22 protein-coding genes are annotated in these 16,974 nt (G+C 63.7%); 8 read left to right on the forward strand and 14 right to left on the reverse strand.

All coding sequences use genetic code 11. The features are described from left to right. Nucleotide 1: 1 nt before the first annotated feature. From AADZ90_RS06400 to AADZ90_RS06415, 4 genes are all read right to left on the reverse strand, one after another. Nucleotides 2–259, reverse strand: a complete 258-nt coding sequence (locus AADZ90_RS06400) for a hypothetical protein (protein ID WP_367308570.1) — start codon at nt 257–259, stop codon at nt 2–4. Continuing rightward, nucleotides 256–813, reverse strand: coding sequence for a sigma-70 family RNA polymerase sigma factor (locus AADZ90_RS06405; protein WP_367308569.1), 558 nt, complete (start codon nt 811–813; stop codon nt 256–258). The genes AADZ90_RS06400 and AADZ90_RS06405 overlap by 4 nt, the downstream gene beginning before the upstream one ends. 9 nt (nt 814–822) lie before the next feature. Next, the gene (locus tag AADZ90_RS06410) at nt 823–1,245 is read right to left on the reverse strand and encodes a hypothetical protein (protein ID WP_367308568.1); all 423 of its coding nucleotides are present in this window, start codon (nt 1,243–1,245) and stop codon (nt 823–825) included. An 84-nt stretch (nt 1,246–1,329) separates the two neighbouring features. Beyond that, the gene (locus AADZ90_RS06415; RefSeq protein WP_367308567.1) at nt 1,330–1,959 is read right to left on the reverse strand and encodes a ribonuclease T2 family protein; all 630 of its coding nucleotides are present in this window, start codon (nt 1,957–1,959) and stop codon (nt 1,330–1,332) included. 133 nt (nt 1,960–2,092) lie between these two features. Between AADZ90_RS06415 and AADZ90_RS06420 the strand changes: the two genes are divergently transcribed. Next, entirely contained in the window at nt 2,093–2,860 is a 768-nt protein-coding gene (locus AADZ90_RS06420; RefSeq protein WP_367308566.1) for a DUF1013 domain-containing protein, read from the forward strand. Here AADZ90_RS06420 and AADZ90_RS06425 read toward each other — a convergent pair. The 7 genes from AADZ90_RS06425 to AADZ90_RS06455 all read right to left on the reverse strand — a co-directional run bounded on the left by AADZ90_RS06425 (nt 2,857) and on the right by AADZ90_RS06455 (nt 9,626). Then, on the reverse strand, nt 2,857–3,558 hold the full coding sequence (locus AADZ90_RS06425) for an ATP-binding cassette domain-containing protein (protein WP_367308565.1): 702 nt from the start codon (nt 3,556–3,558) through the stop codon (nt 2,857–2,859). The two genes, AADZ90_RS06420 and AADZ90_RS06425, sit on opposite strands and share 4 nt — an antisense overlap. 1 nt (nt 3,559) lies before the next feature. Beyond that, the gene (locus AADZ90_RS06430; RefSeq protein ID WP_367308564.1) at nt 3,560–4,729 is read right to left on the reverse strand and encodes an FtsX-like permease family protein; all 1,170 of its coding nucleotides are present in this window, start codon (nt 4,727–4,729) and stop codon (nt 3,560–3,562) included. Next, nucleotides 4,726–5,973: an HlyD family efflux transporter periplasmic adaptor subunit gene (locus AADZ90_RS06435; RefSeq protein ID WP_367308563.1), complete on the reverse strand. Its 1,248-nt coding sequence runs from the start codon at nt 5,971–5,973 to the stop codon at nt 4,726–4,728. Before AADZ90_RS06435 ends, AADZ90_RS06430 begins: the two co-directional genes overlap by 4 nt. A gap of 159 nt (nt 5,974–6,132) precedes the next feature. Further along, nucleotides 6,133–6,726 carry a recombination mediator RecR gene (gene recR, locus AADZ90_RS06440; protein WP_367308562.1) on the reverse strand — a complete coding sequence of 198 codons (594 nt, stop codon included), beginning with the start codon at nt 6,724–6,726 and terminating at the stop codon, nt 6,133–6,135. A 135-nt stretch (nt 6,727–6,861) separates the two neighbouring features. After that, a complete protein-coding gene (locus AADZ90_RS06445; protein ID WP_367308561.1) occupies nt 6,862–7,197 on the reverse strand; it encodes a YbaB/EbfC family nucleoid-associated protein in 336 nt (111 codons plus the stop codon). A gap of 39 nt (nt 7,198–7,236) precedes the next feature. Then, entirely contained in the window at nt 7,237–8,970 is a 1,734-nt protein-coding gene (locus tag AADZ90_RS06450) for a DNA polymerase III subunit gamma/tau (protein ID WP_367308560.1), read from the reverse strand. 74 nt (nt 8,971–9,044) lie between these two features. Continuing rightward, nucleotides 9,045–9,626, reverse strand: coding sequence for a hypothetical protein (locus AADZ90_RS06455; RefSeq protein WP_367308559.1), 582 nt, complete (start codon nt 9,624–9,626; stop codon nt 9,045–9,047). An 81-nt stretch (nt 9,627–9,707) separates the two neighbouring features. Between AADZ90_RS06455 and AADZ90_RS06460 the strand changes: the two genes are divergently transcribed. From AADZ90_RS06460 to AADZ90_RS06470, 3 genes are read left to right on the forward strand one after another with little or no spacing between them, the layout of a single operon-like run. Then, entirely contained in the window at nt 9,708–10,430 is a 723-nt protein-coding gene (locus AADZ90_RS06460; RefSeq protein ID WP_367308558.1) for a DUF6502 family protein, read from the forward strand. Further along, complete coding sequence (locus tag AADZ90_RS06465; RefSeq protein ID WP_367308557.1) at nt 10,427–10,555, forward strand: hypothetical protein; 129 nt, start codon at nt 10,427–10,429, stop codon at nt 10,553–10,555. Before AADZ90_RS06460 ends, AADZ90_RS06465 begins: the two co-directional genes overlap by 4 nt. Nucleotides 10,556–10,588: 33 nt before the next feature. Then, complete coding sequence (locus AADZ90_RS06470; RefSeq protein WP_367308556.1) at nt 10,589–11,041, forward strand: DUF1801 domain-containing protein; 453 nt, start codon at nt 10,589–10,591, stop codon at nt 11,039–11,041. A 5-nt stretch (nt 11,042–11,046) separates the two neighbouring features. Here AADZ90_RS06470 and AADZ90_RS06475 read toward each other — a convergent pair whose 3' ends face one another. Together AADZ90_RS06475 and AADZ90_RS06480 are read right to left on the reverse strand one after the other, a co-directional pair. Further along, nucleotides 11,047–12,345 carry a D-alanyl-D-alanine carboxypeptidase family protein gene (locus AADZ90_RS06475; protein WP_411996954.1) on the reverse strand — a complete coding sequence of 433 codons (1,299 nt, stop codon included), beginning with the start codon at nt 12,343–12,345 and terminating at the stop codon, nt 11,047–11,049. A gap of 270 nt (nt 12,346–12,615) precedes the next feature. Next, complete coding sequence (locus AADZ90_RS06480; protein ID WP_367308554.1) at nt 12,616–13,317, reverse strand: HAD family hydrolase; 702 nt, start codon at nt 13,315–13,317, stop codon at nt 12,616–12,618. A 98-nt stretch (nt 13,318–13,415) separates the two neighbouring features. Here AADZ90_RS06480 and clpS point away from each other — a divergent pair, with 98 nt between their 5' ends. From clpS to AADZ90_RS06495, 3 genes are read left to right on the forward strand one after another with little or no spacing between them, the layout of a single operon-like run. Then, nucleotides 13,416–13,757 (forward strand): ATP-dependent Clp protease adapter ClpS, encoded by a 342-nt coding sequence (gene clpS / locus AADZ90_RS06485; protein ID WP_367308553.1) that lies wholly within the window; start codon nt 13,416–13,418, stop codon nt 13,755–13,757. A gap of 10 nt (nt 13,758–13,767) precedes the next feature. Further along, nucleotides 13,768–14,739, forward strand: a complete 972-nt coding sequence (locus AADZ90_RS06490) for a class I SAM-dependent methyltransferase (protein WP_367308552.1) — start codon at nt 13,768–13,770, stop codon at nt 14,737–14,739. Nucleotides 14,740–14,757: 18 nt separating this feature from the next. Next, nucleotides 14,758–15,558, forward strand: a complete 801-nt coding sequence (locus tag AADZ90_RS06495) for an SDR family NAD(P)-dependent oxidoreductase (RefSeq protein WP_367308551.1) — start codon at nt 14,758–14,760, stop codon at nt 15,556–15,558. Here AADZ90_RS06495 and AADZ90_RS06500 read toward each other — a convergent pair. Then, the gene (locus tag AADZ90_RS06500) at nt 15,555–15,947 is read right to left on the reverse strand and encodes a hypothetical protein (protein WP_367308550.1); all 393 of its coding nucleotides are present in this window, start codon (nt 15,945–15,947) and stop codon (nt 15,555–15,557) included. The two genes, AADZ90_RS06495 and AADZ90_RS06500, sit on opposite strands and share 4 nt — an antisense overlap. Before the next feature lie 83 nt (nt 15,948–16,030). Between AADZ90_RS06500 and hemF the strand changes: the two genes are divergently transcribed. Beyond that, a complete protein-coding gene (hemF, locus tag AADZ90_RS06505) occupies nt 16,031–16,924 on the forward strand; it encodes an oxygen-dependent coproporphyrinogen oxidase (protein ID WP_367308549.1) in 894 nt (297 codons plus the stop codon). Nucleotides 16,925–16,974: the final 50 nt, after the last annotated feature.

The following is a 16,974-nucleotide window of genomic DNA, read 5'->3' on the forward strand; positions in this document are numbered from 1 at the left end:
CTCAAAAGCCTCCGCCCAGAAAGAAGAGCGTCCCGCTCGCCAGCATATCCAGCGCATCGGGCGGCTCTGCCACAGCGAACCGCGCGGCGAAAAAGCCCGGGACGGTCGCGCCAAGCGCCCACCAAAGCTGCCCGAAGGACGGCCCCGAACGGCGTTTGGCCAAAGCCGCGACCATCCGCTCCGGCGCGGTTGGATCCGGCGTGATCTCCGCCAGCGCGGCCTTCACCGCACGGTGCATCTCGTCATCCCGGCCTGTCATCGCTCATCCCTTTCCGTCATCTCCCGCAGTTTCTTCCGGCCCCGCACCAGAAGTTGCTCCAGCGCCCGCGGAGTCGTTTCCATCAATTCCGCCGCCTCCGGCACGCTCAACTCTTCGCCCGCCACAAGCAGCAGCGCCATCCGTTGCCGGGCCGGCAAGGCCATGATTGCCCTGCGCACCTGCGCCAGGTCGCTGCGCGCAATCGCCGTATCATCCGCGCCCGGGCCATCATCGGCGACTGCACCGACCTCCGCCGACGCAAAGAACCGCCATCGTCGGGCCTTGCGGCCGTGATCGATGCACCGATTGACCGTCACGCGGTAAAGCCATGTCCTGAGCCGCGCGCGCCCCGCATCCCACTTCGCGGCCTGTGTCCAAAGCGTCCAGAAGACGCTTTGGGTGATCTCGTCGGCATCCGCCCCGTTCTGCGTGAAGCGAAGGGCGATCCGGTGGACGAACGCCGTATGCCGCAGAACCAGCCGGTTGAACGCCGCCTCCTCGCCCCGGCCCGTGCGGGCCAGAAGCGTTGCGTCGTCATCGGCTGCGGCATCCACGCGGTCGTGTCAGTCGCGCTGGCGCCGGATGAAGCGGGTATTGCCCCGCGGGCCGGTCACCGTCCGCACATACCCGTCATCTGTCCGCTCGAAGGTCCGGTTGGTCACATACTCCTTGCCCTGCGGACCGACATAGGTCGTGACCGAGCCATCCGCCGTCCGCTCGGTGGTCCAGCTCGACTGGCTATCGCGCCCGTTTGGCCCGGTGGAACTGCGGTGCGTCGTGCAGACACCGAAGCGGCAGGTCGTCGTGCGGTCGACACTGGTCCCGTTCGGTCCGGTGAACGCGTAATCGTTGCTATAGGTGTCGCCGTTCAGGGTCCGCACAGATGTTCCGGTGCCGCCATTCGGCCCGGTCCGTGTCACGATGGTTTCGGCCGAAACCGCCCCGGCAAGGCATAGCCCGATCACGAAGGTCGCATACTTCATCATGTCTTTCTCACGCTCCGTTCAGCGCCGCATTCCCTTGCGGCTCTGTCCCCTTGAACGCAGCAAACCGGCACCTCCTACGCGGTCTCACTCAATCGGCGCAAAAAGCGCATCGTTCGCAGTGCAGTCTCGCACGACATCCGCTGCGCACAGCACCGGCTCCAGATCGCGGGAGAAACAGATCCGCGCCTCGGCGATCCGGCCCGCCTTGCAGGTGATGGTGATGCCGTCGGGCTCCAGCTGCGGGTTGTCTGCCAGGAACGCCTCTTCGATCACATGGGCGGGCAGTTGGACCTCCTGCCGCAACTGCCGCAAGAGCTCCGGCCGGACCACGCGCCCATACATCTCCCGTGACAGGTCCAGATAGTCCGCCCCATCCAGCCCTGAACAGACCCCATGCTTGCGCCATTGATGCCAGGCCAGCCCGCCCGATCCCATGATATCGGCCATCGCGCCGGTCTCCGACCGGGTCGGCGGGCGCTTGGCTGTCGGGCAATAGCTCGGCCAGCCCCGCTCATATTGCGGCCAAAGGCCGTGCAGCGTCCAACCCGCGGGCCGCTCGCACTGGTCCGATCCGGCGCCGTCGTTTGCGCACCATGAGGGCTGCCACGACAGCGCCATCACCCAGTAATCGAACTCTCCCGCGACTCCCTCGGCTTGCACGCCACCGCCGAAACCCACCGCAAAACACGCGATCAGAGCCCGCAATCCCCGCATTTTCGCCTTTTCCTCTCGAAAACCCATGACTATATACCGCTCAAGTTCCCCGACAGCGAGAACCAGGGCCCGGTGCCCGCCGCCCCGAAGGGACGGAACCCGCCCGCTCGCGTCAAGACTTGAGGAGACCGACATGTCCGACAAGCCGCTCATGGCCAAAGCCACCGCCGTCTGGCTGGTGGACAACACGACGATCAGCTTCAAGCAGATTGCCGATTTCGTGGGTCTGCACGAGCTCGAGGTGCAGGGCATCGCCGATGGCGACGTGGCGCAGGGCGTGAAGGGCTTCGACCCGATCTCGAACAACCAGCTGACCCAGGACGAGATCGACAAGGCCGAGAAGGATTCGCTGCACAAGCTGAAGCTCAAGTTCAACCCGTCCGCCGTGGGCGAGGAAAAGCGCCGCGGCCCCCGCTACACGCCGCTGTCCAAACGCCAGGACCGTCCCGCCGCCATCCTCTGGCTGGTCAAGTTCCACCCGGAACTGACGGATGGCCAGATCTCCAAGCTCGTCGGCACGACCAAGCCCACGATCCAGTCGATCCGGGAGCGGACGCACTGGAACATTTCGAACATCCAACCCATCGACCCGGTGGCTCTTGGTCTTTGCAAGCAGTCGGAACTCGATCTGGCCGTCCAGAAGGCCAACGCCAAGAAGTCGAAGGAAGGCACCGCAATGTCCGATGACGAGCGGCGCAAGCTCGTCTCGACCGAGCAATCGCTCGTGATGGATCCCGAGCCGAAAATCCCGACGTCGATTTCGGGGCTCGAGACCTTCACGCTGTCCGACACCGGCGAGAGCCTCGATGAGGTGACTGATGACGAAGTGCCCGACGCGGACAGCTTCTTCAATCTGCCGGGCGACAGCAGCAGCGACGACGAGGAAGACGAGAAGCGCTAGCGCCGTTCGTCGCTGACGATCGCACCGTCTTCGAGCGTTACGATCCGGTCGGCCAGATCGAGGATGCGGTTATCGTGGGTGACCATCACCGTGGTGGTTCCCCGCACCTGTCCAAGCCGCTTCAGAAGTTCCACGACGTTCATACCGCTCTCCTTGTCGAGCGCGGCGGTGGGTTCGTCGGCCATGACGATATCAGGATTGCTCACCAAAGCGCGCGCCACCGCGACCCGCTGCTTTTGCCCGCCGGACAGGTTGCCGGGGAGGTAGTCGACCCGATCTCCCAGGCCGACCAGGGTCAGCATATGCGCCGCGGCCTGGTCATAGGCGTCGTCCCTGTCCTTCCGGCCATGCACCTCGACCCCCATGCGGACGTTCTGTCGGGCTGTTAGGCTTTCATGCAGATTATGCGCCTGGAAGATGAAGCCAAGCCGCCGCCGGAGCGCAACGTTTGTCTGCTCGCTCGACCCGTTGAGCTCATTGCCCAGGAGCTTGACCGACCCCTCCTGCACATCCCGCAGGCAGCCCATCAGCGTCAGCACCGTTGTCTTGCCTGACCCGGACGGGCCCATCAGCACCGTCAGGCTGCCTTTCTCGATCTCCAGGTGGACGTCGAAGATGGCCTGCTTCTTCGCCTCACCACTACCGAACCAGTGGTTCAGCCCCTGCACGACGATCGCACTTTCCGTGTTCTTCAGCATCTCAGAACAGGTCCGCCGGATCGGCCGCGTTCAGCTTACGTGTTGCAAAGGCCCCCGAGATCGTGCAGGCGAAAAGCGTTCCCAGGAAAACCATGATCGCCGTATTCGGCTCGAGGATCATCGGCAGCGCGGTCATCGCCTCAAGAAGAGTATAGAGCCCCCACGATATTATCACGCCGGGTATGAAGCCGAGGATCGCCAGCACCACTGCCTCTTCGAAGACGACGCCGAAGAAAAAGCCCGAGCCATAGCCCATCGCCTTGAAAGTCGCGTATTCGCCCATGTGGTCAGCCACATCGGTCGCGAGGATCTGATAGACGATCACCAATCCCACAAGGATCCCCATGACGACCCCGAAGCCGAAGATCAGCCCGGTCGGGCGCTCGGTGTTCTGATAGTTCTGATCCCCCGCCGCAGCCTGCTCCAGCGTACGGATGCGCAGATAGTCGGGAAGGGCTAGACGCAACCGTTCGACGACCGCGATGGGGGAAACGCCGGGGTCAGTTTTAAGGAGGATATGGTCCGGCGCGCCCGAAACGCGCTGCGGGAAGAGGCGCAGGAAGGTCTGGTCGGAAATGACCAGGTTGCCATCCGCGCTGAAGCTGGTGGTGCCTTCGAACGTATCGGCGATCATCACCCGGCGCCCGCCCAGTTCGATCCGGAGAGGGGATTGCGGAGAGATCCCGGCAAGCCGCTCCGGATCCTGCCCGCGCGACTGCGAATCAAGGAGGGCCACGTCCGGCAGGCGGATCGGCCCCGCTGCCGCCTCGATCGCGGGCGCGAGGTAGTCAAGGCGCTGGATATCGATCCCGCTTGCCAGCAGCGTCGTGTCACCGTCCAACTCGGACCATTCGATCGTGGCCAGGAAGAGACCCGTACCGGACGCGACACCATCAACCGCCAAGGCATGAAGGAGCCATTGCCGGGCGACATTACCACCTTCGGTAATCGTATTCGCGTCCTCGGCCGAGATCATGATGTCGGCGTCATAGAGCTGATAGCCCGCCTGGATCGTCCTGTTCATGCTGCCTGAGATGCCAAGCTGCACCAGAACCAGAACGATCGCGAAGGCAACGCCAGCCACAGCGGCGGCCAACCGCCCTTTGTTGTGGACAAGCTGCAACCATCCGACCGGCATCCGGCCGATGAGCCGAGCGAGCACCTTTGTCATTCGCCCGCCTGTCCGCTCCTCGCGGCGGCTTCTGTGCCGCCAGTGTCGATCCGGGCAACGACTTCCAGACCGGTGAAACGAGACGCTATTTCCGAGGATTCCTGATCGAGCGCGACAAGCACATCGACGACCCGGGCATCAACGTTGGCCGCGGTGTCGTCAGAGACGACATCCTGCCGTCCGACGATCAGGCCGATGTGTTCCACTGTTCCCGTCAGGGTCTCCCCCAATGGTTCCGCAAGGAGATCCACAGGCTGCCCTATCTCGATCTGGCGAACCTGATTCTGGTAGACTTCGACTTCGGCCATCATCTCAGCCGTCCGTCCGACCTCCATAACGCCATCGCTGCCGGGTACCTCGCCCGGGCGCGAATGGATATCGAGGATCGTGCCGTCGATCGGCGAGACGACATAGGCCTTCTGCAAATCCCGCCGGGCCTGTTCCACATCCGCCTTTGCCGCATCCAGTGTCCTGCGGGCCACGATCACATCTGCCTGCTCTTCCGGGTCGTCGGATGTGAACCGCGACAGCGTCGCGCGGGCGGAGGCCACAGACTGCTCGGCCTGCCGCAGTTCGAGCTGAGCCTGATCGAATTGCGCCTGGGTCGTGACGCCCCGCCCCAGAAGGGACTGCGTGCGTTCGAATTCCGTCTGCGCGACCTCCTCGGCCGCAAGAGCCTGATCGAGCGTCGCTTCGGCTTCGGCAATCGAGATCGCGACCGATTGCTGGGTCTGCAAAAGGCTCGCCTCCTGCAGGGCGACATTCGCCTCGGCCTGGGCGACCGCGATTTCGAGAGAGGCAAGGTTATCCAGAACGGCGACACGATCCCCGCGGGAAACATCATCTCCTATCGCAGCTAGAAGTTCATCGATACGCGCATCACCAGCCCCAAAGGGCCGGGCGACCGTGGCAACTTCTCCCCGCGGCAGGAGCCGGGCAAGACCGACGACATCCGACGGCTCCAGGCTTGCGACGACTTCATCGGGTATCTCGACCGTGCGGGGCAGGGCGAAAGGATCATCAGCGCCGCCGCCAGGCTGCAAGCCTGTGCGCTCAAAAACGGCCTGAAGACCAGGGGGCTGGAAGTAAAGACCGAGGAACCCTCCGGCAAACAGAACCGCAAAGAAAAGCGGGAGCCGAAGAAGCCGCCAGTAAAGGCGCGGGCGGCTTTCCGGGGACGGCGCAGGCTCTGTGCCGTCATCCGGAAGGACGTCTTTGGGGAGGTTGTCATCGGGTTGAGTCATGGCCCCATCTATACTAAACTTTTTAGTTCAATATCCCCGTCGCTGCGCTGCCGCAAGGGTCATTCCATGGAAACTGATCAAACCGCCTACGTAGCCTTTAACGTCGGCGAATCTGCTTTCCGTCGCGGCCCCGGTCAGGTTTGTATGCTGACGGTATGCTCAGAGCGCTTTTCTGGCGTTGAGAGCGGCAGTGATGGTCCCATCGTCCAGATAATCGAGCTCTCCGCCGACAGGCACCCCTTGCGCCAGCGACGTGACTTTCACACCATCCAGTTGATCAGCGATGTAATGCGCCGTGGTTTGCCCATCGATCGTCGCTCCGAGCGCGAGGATGACCTCCGTTACGTTTTCATCCGCGATCCGTTCGACCAGCCGCGGGATCCGCAATTCGTCCGGTCCGATCGCATCAAGGGCAGAAAGCGTGCCCCCGAGAACATGATATCGCCCCTTAAAGACGCCGGATCGTTCCATCGCCCAAAGGTCGGCGACGTCCTCGACTACGCAAATCTCTCCCGTGGCCCGCTTCTCGCTTTGACAAATCGCGCAAAGATCGCCCGTCCCGACATTACCGCAGCGCAGACATTCCCGCGCGGTCCGGCCGACCTCTGCCATTGCTTCGGCAAGAGGGACGAGCTGTTGGGAGCGCTTTTTGATCAGGTGCAGGACGGCCCGGCGCGCCGACCGCGGCCCGAGGCCGGGCAGCTTGGCCATCCGTTCGATCAGCGTTTCGATTTCCGGCGGGACGTCGCTCATGCTGGTATCGCAGGGTATAACAATTCGGAGCGCCTTCGGCGCACATCATTCTTTGACGCGGACGGCGGGCCGGTCTCCCATCCGGAGCAGCCGCGACGCGTCAGTGGTGCGCCAATGGATACCAAGCGAGCCACGTCAGAACGGTAGTTTCATGCCGGGTGGCAGGCCCATGCCCTCGGTCAGTTTGGCCATTTCCTCCTGGGCGCGCTGGGTCGCCTTCGACTGGGCGTCCTTGATAGCGGCAAGGATCAGGTCTTCGACAACTTCCTTGTCGTCCTCCGAAAAGATTGACGGGTCGATATCGAGCGCGGTCAGCTCGCCTTTCGCGGTGGCCGTCGCCTTGACGAGTCCCGCGCCCGCCTCTCCGGTCACGGTGATCGAGGCCATGTCCTCCTGCAACTGGGCCATCTTGCCCTGCATCTCCTGGGCCGCCTTCATCATCTTGCCCATGTCGCCCAAGCCTTTGAACATCAGTGTCTCCTCATGTCGCGATGCCCCGTTTGTCAGCAATCAATCGTCTTCGAACGGATCCCATTCCTCGTCGACCTCGGGAAGGGCCTCTTCGGACGCTTCCGCGGCAAGGTCGTCGGCCGTGCGGATCTCGGTGATCTTCGCCTGCGGGAACTGGACGAGGACCGCCTTGACTAAAGGGTGATCTGTCGCCTCCTCCCTGAGTTTTGTAGCCTCGGCGTCCCGCGTCTCGGCAATCGTCGGCGCGCCCCCTTCGGCGACGACGGAGATGGCCCAACGGTTTCCGGTCCAGGCCTGAAGCCGGCTCCCGAGCCGCTGAGCCAGATCCGGCGGCGCATCGTCCGCGGGCTTGAATGTGATCCGTCCCGGCGCGTAGGAGACGAGCTTGACGCCCGTCTCAACCTCCACGAGGAGCTTTACGTCCCGGTGGCTCCGGATCAATGCGACGACATCGTCAAAGCGGGCGTACCGGGCGAGCGCCGTATCGGTCTCTGCCTCAATCGCCGGAACGGCGGCAGAGCGGGCAGACGGGATCGGCGACGGGCTGGCCGCCACCGTGGGGCCGTTGCCGCTCTGGGGTGCCGGAGCAGGGCTGGCTGTCTGCGGTGGCGGCGTCTGATCCTTGATCTTGGCGACCAGATCCCCAGGCGTCGGCAGTTCGGCGACATGCGTGAGCCGAATGATCGCCATCTCGGCCGCCATCATTGCATTCGGCGCACGCCCGACCTCCTCCAGCGCTTTCAGAAGCATCTGCCACATCCGCGCGAGCGCCCGCATCGGCAAGGCCCCGGCCATCCCCGCGCCCCGGTCGCGCTCATCAGGGGAAACCGTCGGATCCTGCGCCGCATCGGGTGTGATCTTGATGACGCTGACCCAATGGGTCACTTCAGCCAGATCCCGCAGAACCGCCAGCGGATCGGCACCATCTGCATATTGCGCGGACAGCTCCGCCAAGGCTCCCGCCGCATCGCCCTTCATCACCAAATCGAACAGGTCAAGCACGCGCCCCCTGTCAGCGAGCCCCAGCATCGACCGGACCTGATCCGCGCTCGTCTCGCCCGCCCCATGGGAAATCGCCTGATCTAGAAGCGACGTCGCATCCCGCGCCGACCCCTCCGCCGCCCGCGCGATCAGCGCCAGCGCATCGTCGGCGATCTCCGCCCCCTCGGCCGTCGCAATCTTGCGCATCAGCGCGATCATCTCCTCCGGCTCGATCCGGCGCAGGTCGAAGCGCTGGCACCGCGAGAGGACGGTGACCGGCACCTTCCGGATCTCGGTCGTGGCGAAGATGAATTTCACATGGGCGGGCGGTTCCTCCAGCGTCTTCAGAAGCGCGTTGAACGCGCTCGTCGACAGCATGTGGACCTCGTCGATGATGTAGATCTTGTAGCGGGCCGAGGTCGCGCGGTAGTTCACGCTTTCGATGATCTCACGAATGTCACCGACGCCGGTACGCGACGCCGCATCCATCTCAAGCACGTCGACATGCCGCCCTTCCGAGATTGCGACGCATGGCTCACAGACGCCGCAAGGCTCCGTCGTCGGACCACCGTTACCGTCGGGACCAACGCAGTTCAGCCCCTTGGCCACGATCCGCGCCGTCGTCGTCTTGCCGGTGCCCCTTATGCCCGTAAGGATAAAAGCCTGCGCGATCCGGTCCGCCGCAAAGGCGTTCTTCAACGTCCGCACCATCGCATCCTGGCCCACGAGATCCGCGAAGGTCTCAGGCCGGTACTTGCGGGCAAGCACCTGATAGGCGGGTTGGTCTGTCATGCGCATCGTCCGGATTCGGGCATCGCCGGACAGGGTAGGGGCCCGCCGGGGGGGCGTCCAGACCGCGCAACCGATCAGCGACCGGCGCGCGCGGCCAGGCCTTCGGCCATCGCTTCGATCTCTGGCATCAGCGCCTTGGCCAGCCGGGCCTCCGCCCGCTCCTGCCCCATCCATCCGATCCCGGCCGTGGCTTGCGTGTTCGCGTAGATGTATCCGTTGCGCACATCGATGAAGGCAGCTTCGGCCAAACCGGTGCGCCCGCGCGTGTTGAGCTGATAGATGACGAGGTAGTCAGCGTGCTGCCGGGCCGCGATCTTTCGCAGCTCCATCTGATCCAGGCGCGACCCGCGATCTTCACTGTCGAGCGCGAAGGAGGTGAGCGGCACGACAGCGCCAAGCTGGGCGACGGCCGCGATACGCCCGAGCGCTTGCACCTCCTCCCCGGACGGGGCGGACAACTCCCCATAGCCGGTCAGCCGAGCCACGCCGATCCGTGCCGGAAACCTCAGATCAGGCTCGACCGCAGCCGCTGCCGCGATCTCCGGGTCGATGAAGCCGGGGCGTGCGGCGACGAACTCCGCGCCCGATGTTGTCTGAAACGACGGTGCGCACGCTGCGAGCAAGGCCGCGCAGGTCAGGGGGATCAGGAACTTCATGGGTCTCTCCAATAAATGTGTAAATTACCCATTTCATAATTTTGATAGTCGAGCAAGAAAAGATGTGCAAAATGCCCATTCATGATCCTTGACCGCCTTCTCGTCCCCGTTGCCAAGCTCTTCCTCTCTCTCCGCGTGCCCTTCCCGCAGGCGGCCGAGATGCTGAAACGGGCTTATATCGATGCCGCCGGGCGCGATCTGACTGACAGCCGGCTGAGCCTGCTGACCGGTCTTCAGCGCCGGGATATCGGCCGCCTTCGGTCCGAGCCCGTACGGGAAGACCGCCCCGACCCGCTCGCGCGCATCGTCGCGAGATGGGTGGCCGATCACGATGGCGCCCCGCTGCTCCGCCGCGGTCCGGCGCCCTCCTTCGACTCGCTGGCCGCCTCCGTCTTCAAGGACGTCCATCCCAAATCCCTTCTCGATCAACTGGTCGAGGCCGGGACCGCCGCGCTTGCAGACACAGGGGAGATCACGCTGCTCCGCCGCTTCCACAAGCCGGAGACGGGCAGCGATGAGCAACGGGATTACCTCGCCCGCAACGTTGGAGATCATCTCTTGGCAGCGATTGCCAATCTCGAGGCAGAAAAGCCGCCCTTCTTTGAACGGGCCGTTCATTACAACCGTCTCTCCGCGGCCTCGATCGCCCGCCTCGAAGGAAGATACCGCGAGCGGCAGGCCCAGCTTCTGGAAGAGATCAATACGCTGGCGGCAGAGCTGCAGAACGCTGATCTGGCCGATGATGCACGGCATATAGGCCGCTTCCGGGCGGGCGGATACTTCTACAGTGAGGATCAGAAATGAGACGTATCCTGGCAGTCATACTGCTCATCTTTCTCTCGGCCTGCGCCCAGAGAAGTGACACCGAGGTGCCGATCGATGGCGGTCTGGGTGGCACCGGAATTGAGGTACAGCGCTCTGTCAGCTAGCCTGGAACCGCAACGGATAGCAGGACCCGCCCGATGGCGCTGCAGATGATGGCCCGCCCCGAACTCTCGCCGCCTTTCCAGAGCGACGCCGTCGCTGCCGCCTTCGCGAGCTTTCCCGATCCTTATCAAGGCATCCTGCTCGATGTGAGGCGCCTCATCTTCGCGATTGCTGGCGCGGATCCCGAAATTGGTGATCTGGCCGAGACGCTGAAATGGGGGCAACCGGCCTATCTGACGAACGGCAGCCGTTCGGGCACCACCATCCGACTGGGCCGTGCCAAGACAGGGGCTGCCGCCATCTACACCCACTGTCAGACCTCGGTGATCTCGGACTTTCGGGCGCTCTTTCCCGACACTTTCACCTATGAAGGCAACCGGGCCGTGTATCTCGATCCCGCCTCCCCGCTCCCCGAGGAGGCTCTCAATGCGCTGATCCGGTCCGCGCTGAGATATCATCTATCCCCGCGCAGCAACGTGGAGCCCTGATCGGCTCAGCCCGGCGGGCCGACCATGAAGCAGGTCGTCCCCTGTGCCTGCAGCCTGCGGCACGACAGGTCGGCGCCTTCCCGCGTCATCCCCATAAACGTCGCATCGAAGCCCTGCGGATTGCGAACCACCTTGCGGAGCGTGCCATCGAGCGTCGCCATTTCAGCTAACGCGATCTTAAGCAGCGCTTGCTCAGCATGAAACCTGGACCCGTACCGGCCTACGTTGATGCCCCAATGCCGCCCGCCGGATGTCGAGACACGCGTCACGACCTCCTGCTCAACGGCCCTGACTTGCGGCGCCGCCGCCAGAACCATCTCGCCCGGCCGCGCCCGTGGGGCGACGTCGGAGCCTTCGGCTTCCTGCGGCGTCACCGCCTCCGCAATCGAGAGCGTCTGCGCCTCTTCGAGCGCTTTGAGAATGTCAGACTGAGACACCAACACCACATCGGGATCGAGCGGGGTCAGGTCGGGGCGAGTTTGTGGGCGCAGCGACCGCGTCACGAGGCCGGAGACGCGGACGGTCTTGCCGACGACGCGCCCACGTTCGGATCCGACATAGGTCGGCCGCTGCGGCGTGTTCATCGCAACCCTGCGTGGCGCTCTTTCGAACCCCATGTCGAGCAGTTCCGCCACCCGGGCGTTGCGCGCGGCCCCCGAGCTTCCGCCGAACATCGTGGCGATCACACGCTCGCCATTCCGTTCAGCCGAGGCGACAAGGTTGAAGCCAGCGGCGCGAGTGTAGCCCGTCTTGATGCCGTCGGCGCCGCGGTAGGCGTTCAGAAGCCGCCGGTTGGTGTTGGCGACCTGAGTGATGCCCGCATCCGTCGATCGGCGGGAGAAGAGATTATAGTATTCCGGGTAATCATAGATCATGTGCCGCCCGAGGATCGTCATGTCCCGTGCTGTCGACATATGCCCCTGTTCGGTCAGCCCATGGGCGTTGCGGAATGTTGTGCGGGTCATCCCCATCGCTTGGGCCGTACGGTTCATCCGTCGGGCGAATGCCGCCTCCGACCCTTCGATCGCGACGGCGATGGCAGTTGCCGCGTCATTGGCCGATTTCACCGCCGATGCTCGGATCAGAAAGCGCAACTGGATCCTCTGCCCGGCGCGCAGGCCCAACTTCGATGGCGGCTCGTTTGCGGCGATCCGCGGAATCGTCACCATCGTGTCGAGGCTGATCTCGCCCCGTTCGACCGCTTCGAACGCGATATAGAGCGTCATCATCTTGGTCAGCGAAGCCGGATGCAGGCGTGTGTCGGCATTGCGCGAATGCAGCACCTCCCCGGTGCGCGCATCCATCACCATTGCCGCGTAGGGTGCCGCAAACAGCGGTGCCGACGCAATCGCGAGCCAAAATACAAGCGAAGTGAGCACAAATCGGGTGTGCTGCCCCAGACGACCTGCCACGTCGGTGCCTCATTCTCTGAAAACTGCCTCGATAGCCGCCGGTTTTCCGACTGACCTTTGTTATTGACGTCACGCTAGCAGACGAACTTCGCTTCTCAAAGCCTTTATTTTGCTGGGAAAAGGTTAATGTGCCCTTGAGGACTCGCCGCTAGATACGGGGGGTCAATCGAACTCTGCCACGAGATCGGGCAGCTTGCCGAGGTCATCGAGCACCCGAAAGCGCGGATGGTCTTTCGGCGCATCCGCATGCTCAAGGTCCCAGGTCACTTCATAGGGCACGTGGGTGCCCCATCCGCCGGCCTCGATCACCGGTAAGACATCGGATTTGAGAGAGTTGCCGACCATCATGCTGCATTCTGCTGTCACCCCATGGCGGTCGAAGATCGCCTTGTAGGCCGCTGGTGTCTTCTCGCTCACGATTTCGACCCCGTCGAAGAAGTCGCCAAGGCCGGACTGGGCCAGCTTGCGCTCCTGATCCAGCAGGTCCCCCTTGGTGATCAGCAGCAATTCATGGCTCGCCGCAAGCGCCTCCACCGCATCGCGCGCATGGGGCAACAGTTCGATCGGATGGGCGAGCATCTCCCGACCCGCGGCCAAAAGCTCTCCGATGGCGCTGGACGGCACGCGGCCCTCGGTGACCTCAACCGCCGTCTCGATCATCGACAGGACAAAGCCTTTCACCCCGTAACCGTAATGTTCCAGGTTCCGACGCTCCGCATCAAGCAGACGGCTTTCAAGGTGATCGCGCTCCGCATAAGAGCGCAGCAAGTCTAGGAAACGCTCCTGCGTCAGACGGAACACCCTCTCATTGTGCCACAGCGTATCGTCCGCATCGAAGCCAATCGTTTCAAGTTTTGCTGTCATTGAACCGATCCCGCGACTATCGACCCCTTTTCACGCAGGGGTCGGCGTATATATACAACCGTCTTGAGGCGAGACGCATTCAGCATCGGGGACGCGCAATGCGCAGAGACGATTGGCTCATGGCAGATAAACCAAAGGACGGCGACAGTGATCTTGGCGTCGCTCTTGACGTGCGCCCGAAGACCAAGCGCCCGCCACTCTATAAGGTGCTGATCCTGAACGACGACTATACCCCAATGGAATTCGTCGTGATGGTGCTGGAACGCTTCTTCGGCCTGTCTCACGCGCAGGCGTTCGAGCTGATGCTGACGGTCCACAAGAAAGGCCTCGCCGTCGTAGGCGTGTTCTCTTACGAGATCGCCGAAACCAAGGTCGCCCAGGTCATGGACTTCGCCCAGCGGCACCAGCATCCGTTGCAATGCACGATGGAGCGGGAATAACCCGCCCGCGATGTCGCCTCGTCTTTCCCTGGCCGTCGAAAATGGCCTCCTTCCGGCGGACGCATCTTCGATCGTGGTCTTCGGCGCGCGGCAGAACGATGACCTTTCGGCGCTCCCGAAAGAGGCCGTTCAGATCGTCCAGGGCATGAAGCCTGACCATGACGCATGGAAAGAGCATGGGTATGCGGTCTCGCCCGACATCCCGGGCGAGGCGGACATCGCGATCGTCCTGTTGCCCCGCGCCAAGGCGCTCGCTCGGGACTGGATCGCAAGGGCGATGGCAATAAGCCGCGAGGCCGTGATCCTCGACGGCCAGAAGGAGGACGGGATCGACAGCCTGCTGCGCGAACTTCGGGCGTGGGGTGCGGTAGAAGACGTGCTGGCTAAGGCCCATGGCAAGATCGCCCGCCTCTCTCCCGGTATCGCGCTGCCCAACTGGCGGGATCCCGGGCCGCGGCGCGTGGCCGGATCGTTCTACACCTCGGCCGGTGTCTTCTCGGCCGACAAGATCGACAGGGGTTCGGCCATGCTGGCATCGGCCCTGCCTTCGCTTGCGGGCCGCGTCGTCGATCTCGGCGCGGGCTGGGGATACCTCTCGCACCATATTCTGCTTCAGCCGGGCGTCACCGCGCTCGATCTGGTCGAAGCCGATCATGCCGCGCTCGCCTGCGCCAGGCGCAATATCTCCGACGTGCGGGCGACGTTCCACTGGGCTGACGCCCATCGCTGGACGCCCGAAGATGCAGCGGACGCCGTCGTCAGCAACCCGCCCTTCCATAGCGGACGAAAGGCCGATCTCGATCTCGGCCGCGGCTTTGTCCGTGACGCCGCCCGGATGCTTTCGCCACGCGGCGCCTTTCATATGGTCGCCAATCGCCACCTGCCTTATGAGGCGGTGCTCGTCGAGCAGTTCAATGAGGTCGCCGAGATCGCCGGAGATCCCTCCTTCAAGGTCTTCACTGCCCGCCGCCCCCGCCGTTAAGCCGAAAGGGTCTCTCCCATGTCGTTCTCGATCTCCGGAAAAACCGCCATCGTCACGGGCGCGGCAAACGGCGTTGGCCTCGCCATCGGTCGCCGCTTCGTCGATGCGGGCGCGAATGTCGTCTTCGCAGATATGGACGAGGTGCGCCTGCAGGATGAACTGGGCGACCGCGCGGAAGAGAACCAGGCGGTCCGCCTCTTCGCAGGCGACCTGCGGGAAAAGCTGACGATCGCCAACCTGCTGTCTGCGACGATCGACGCTTACGAAAGGATCGATATCCTGGTCAATGCCAGCCGCCAGGTCGTCTCGTCCGACCCGCTCGATCCGGAAAAAGACGGGGTCGAACAGATGCTGTCGCAGAACCTGATGGCGGCGCTGCGCCTCAGTCAGGGTGTGGCCAAGCGGATGATCAAACAGGCCGATGACGGGGAAGGTGAAAACGGGGCGATCATCAATCTCAGTTCCATCGCTGCGCGGCGGACGCAGCCGGACCTGCTCGCCTATTCCGTCAGCTGCGCGGCGCTTGACCAGATGACGCGGTCTCTTGCCGTGGCCCTGGCCCCCCACCGCATCCGCGTCAACGCCGTCGCCTTCGGCAGCGTGATGAGCGCGTCGCTCAAAGGCTCCCTGCGCGAGCATGACGAATATCGCGAAGACATCGTCGACCACACACCCCTGCACCGTATCGCGGGGCCGGGAGAGGTCTCGGACGCCGTGCAGTACCTAGCGTCAGAGGCATCGGCCTTCGTCACCGGCCAGATCCTGACGGTCGATGGCGGCCGGACACTGATTGATCCGGTCAGCGCCCCGGCGCACTAGCTCTCCTCGGGGAACTGAGCTGCACATTGCGCCGCCCCCAACTGCGCCCGTTGTACAAGCTCCGGCCGCTTCTCGCGCAACGACTCGAGCTTCCTTCGCTCGGCTTCCAGATCAACCGCAACAGCGCGGCGCGTCGTGTAAGTATCGGTGTCGGTACACGGCAGCCGCACCAGCCCGCCATTCGATAGCCGTTCGGTGCAGAAACCGGTACGGCGAACGCGAATCGTGTCGACTTCGATCGCATAGCCGCGGTCGATCGTTTGCTCGGTCTCGACGATCAGTCGATCAACGATCCGCAAATCCTCAGACGCGCGCGCGACGCAGCGCTCGCGTTCCGTCGCGCAAGCGGCGAGCGTAGAGAGGCAGAGAAAGGCAAGTGGCAGGCGCATGACGGATCCCTCCTGGCAGGATGCTAGGCCGGTGGTCGCCCCATTTGAAGCCTGCTAGATTAACCCCGTTTTAGGAGGGGTTGATGACCGAACAATTCGACGACCGCAAAGCCCGCGCCAGCGCCTGGTTCCGGACCCTGCGCGACGACATCGTCGCGGCCTTCCATGCGCTCGAGGACAGCCAGACCGACGGCCCTCTGTCGGACTGGCCCGCAGGCCGCTTCGAGGTGAGCGAAACGAAACGCGCCTCGGACGATGGCACCGATGCGGGCGGCGGTGAGATGAGCGTCATGCGCGGCGGCCGAGTGTTCGAGAAGGTCGGCGTCAACATCTCCACGGTTCACGGCAAACTGGGCGAACGCGCTCAGGCGGCGATGGCCGCGCGCAAGGGCATTCCCGGCATGGCCGACGATCCCCGCTTCTGGGCGTCGGGCATCAGCCTCGTCGCCCATATGCAGAACCCGCATGTCCCCGCGGTGCATATGAACACACGCATGTTCTGGACGCCCCACGCGTGGTGGTTCGGCGGCGGCTCCGACCTGAACCCGGCCATCGAATATGACGAGGACACCCAGCACTTCCATGCCGAACAGAAGGCCCATCTCGACCCGCATGGAGATCACCTCTACCCCGAACTCAAGGCTTGGGCCGACGAATACTTCTTCATTCCCCATCGCGGCCGGGCCCGCGGCGTCGGCGGTATCTTCATGGACGACCGGAACACCGGCGAATGGGAGGCCGATTTTGCGCTCACCCAGGATATCGGCCGCGCCTTTCTGCCCGCCTATATCCCGATCGTCGAAAAGCGCCGTAAGACCGGCTGGACCGACGCGGACAAAGACGCACAACTCGTCCATCGCGGTCTCTACGCCGAATACAACCTCGTCTACGACAGGGGTACGAAGTTCGGGCTGGAAACCGGCCACGACGCCAACGCGGTGCTCATGAGCCTCCCGCCCCTGGCGAAATGGGTTTGAGGCTCTCGCAATGATCGCGGCTGTCAAACCTCTCGTGACGCGCCGCTCAG

Origin of the sequence: Aestuariibius violaceus (assembly GCF_040779325.2) — a bacterium.
GTDB classification, from domain to species: domain Bacteria; phylum Pseudomonadota; class Alphaproteobacteria; order Rhodobacterales; family Rhodobacteraceae; genus Aestuariibius; species Aestuariibius violaceus.

Coding starts and splice junctions, on each gene's coding strand:
- AADZ90_RS06400 (WP_367308570.1), bottom strand. CDS start 259: ATGACAGGCCGGGATGACGAGATGCACCGTGCGGTGAAGGCCGCGCTG.
- AADZ90_RS06410 (WP_367308568.1), bottom strand. CDS start 1,245: ATGATGAAGTATGCGACCTTCGTGATCGGGCTATGCCTTGCCGGGGCG.
- AADZ90_RS06415 (WP_367308567.1), bottom strand. CDS start 1,959: ATGCGGGGATTGCGGGCTCTGATCGCGTGTTTTGCGGTGGGTTTCGGC.
- AADZ90_RS06420 (WP_367308566.1), top strand. CDS start 2,093: ATGTCCGACAAGCCGCTCATGGCCAAAGCCACCGCCGTCTGGCTGGTG.
- AADZ90_RS06425 (WP_367308565.1), bottom strand. CDS start 3,558: ATGCTGAAGAACACGGAAAGTGCGATCGTCGTGCAGGGGCTGAACCAC.
- AADZ90_RS06430 (WP_367308564.1), bottom strand. CDS start 4,729: ATGACAAAGGTGCTCGCTCGGCTCATCGGCCGGATGCCGGTCGGATGG.
- AADZ90_RS06435 (WP_367308563.1), bottom strand. CDS start 5,973: ATGACTCAACCCGATGACAACCTCCCCAAAGACGTCCTTCCGGATGAC.
- recR (WP_367308562.1), bottom strand. CDS start 6,726: ATGAGCGACGTCCCGCCGGAAATCGAAACGCTGATCGAACGGATGGCC.
- AADZ90_RS06445 (WP_367308561.1), bottom strand. CDS start 7,197: ATGTTCAAAGGCTTGGGCGACATGGGCAAGATGATGAAGGCGGCCCAG.
- AADZ90_RS06450 (WP_367308560.1), bottom strand. CDS start 8,970: ATGACAGACCAACCCGCCTATCAGGTGCTTGCCCGCAAGTACCGGCCT.
- AADZ90_RS06455 (WP_367308559.1), bottom strand. CDS start 9,626: ATGAAGTTCCTGATCCCCCTGACCTGCGCGGCCTTGCTCGCAGCGTGC.
- AADZ90_RS06460 (WP_367308558.1), top strand. CDS start 9,708: ATGATCCTTGACCGCCTTCTCGTCCCCGTTGCCAAGCTCTTCCTCTCT.
- AADZ90_RS06465 (WP_367308557.1), top strand. CDS start 10,427: ATGAGACGTATCCTGGCAGTCATACTGCTCATCTTTCTCTCGGCCTGC.
- AADZ90_RS06470 (WP_367308556.1), top strand. CDS start 10,589: ATGGCGCTGCAGATGATGGCCCGCCCCGAACTCTCGCCGCCTTTCCAG.
- AADZ90_RS06475 (WP_411996954.1), bottom strand. CDS start 12,345: ATGGATGCGCGCACCGGGGAGGTGCTGCATTCGCGCAATGCCGACACA.
- AADZ90_RS06480 (WP_367308554.1), bottom strand. CDS start 13,317: ATGACAGCAAAACTTGAAACGATTGGCTTCGATGCGGACGATACGCTG.
- clpS (WP_367308553.1), top strand. CDS start 13,416: ATGCGCAGAGACGATTGGCTCATGGCAGATAAACCAAAGGACGGCGAC.
- AADZ90_RS06490 (WP_367308552.1), top strand. CDS start 13,768: ATGTCGCCTCGTCTTTCCCTGGCCGTCGAAAATGGCCTCCTTCCGGCG.
- AADZ90_RS06495 (WP_367308551.1), top strand. CDS start 14,758: ATGTCGTTCTCGATCTCCGGAAAAACCGCCATCGTCACGGGCGCGGCA.
- AADZ90_RS06500 (WP_367308550.1), bottom strand. CDS start 15,947: ATGCGCCTGCCACTTGCCTTTCTCTGCCTCTCTACGCTCGCCGCTTGC.
- hemF (WP_367308549.1), top strand. CDS start 16,031: ATGACCGAACAATTCGACGACCGCAAAGCCCGCGCCAGCGCCTGGTTC.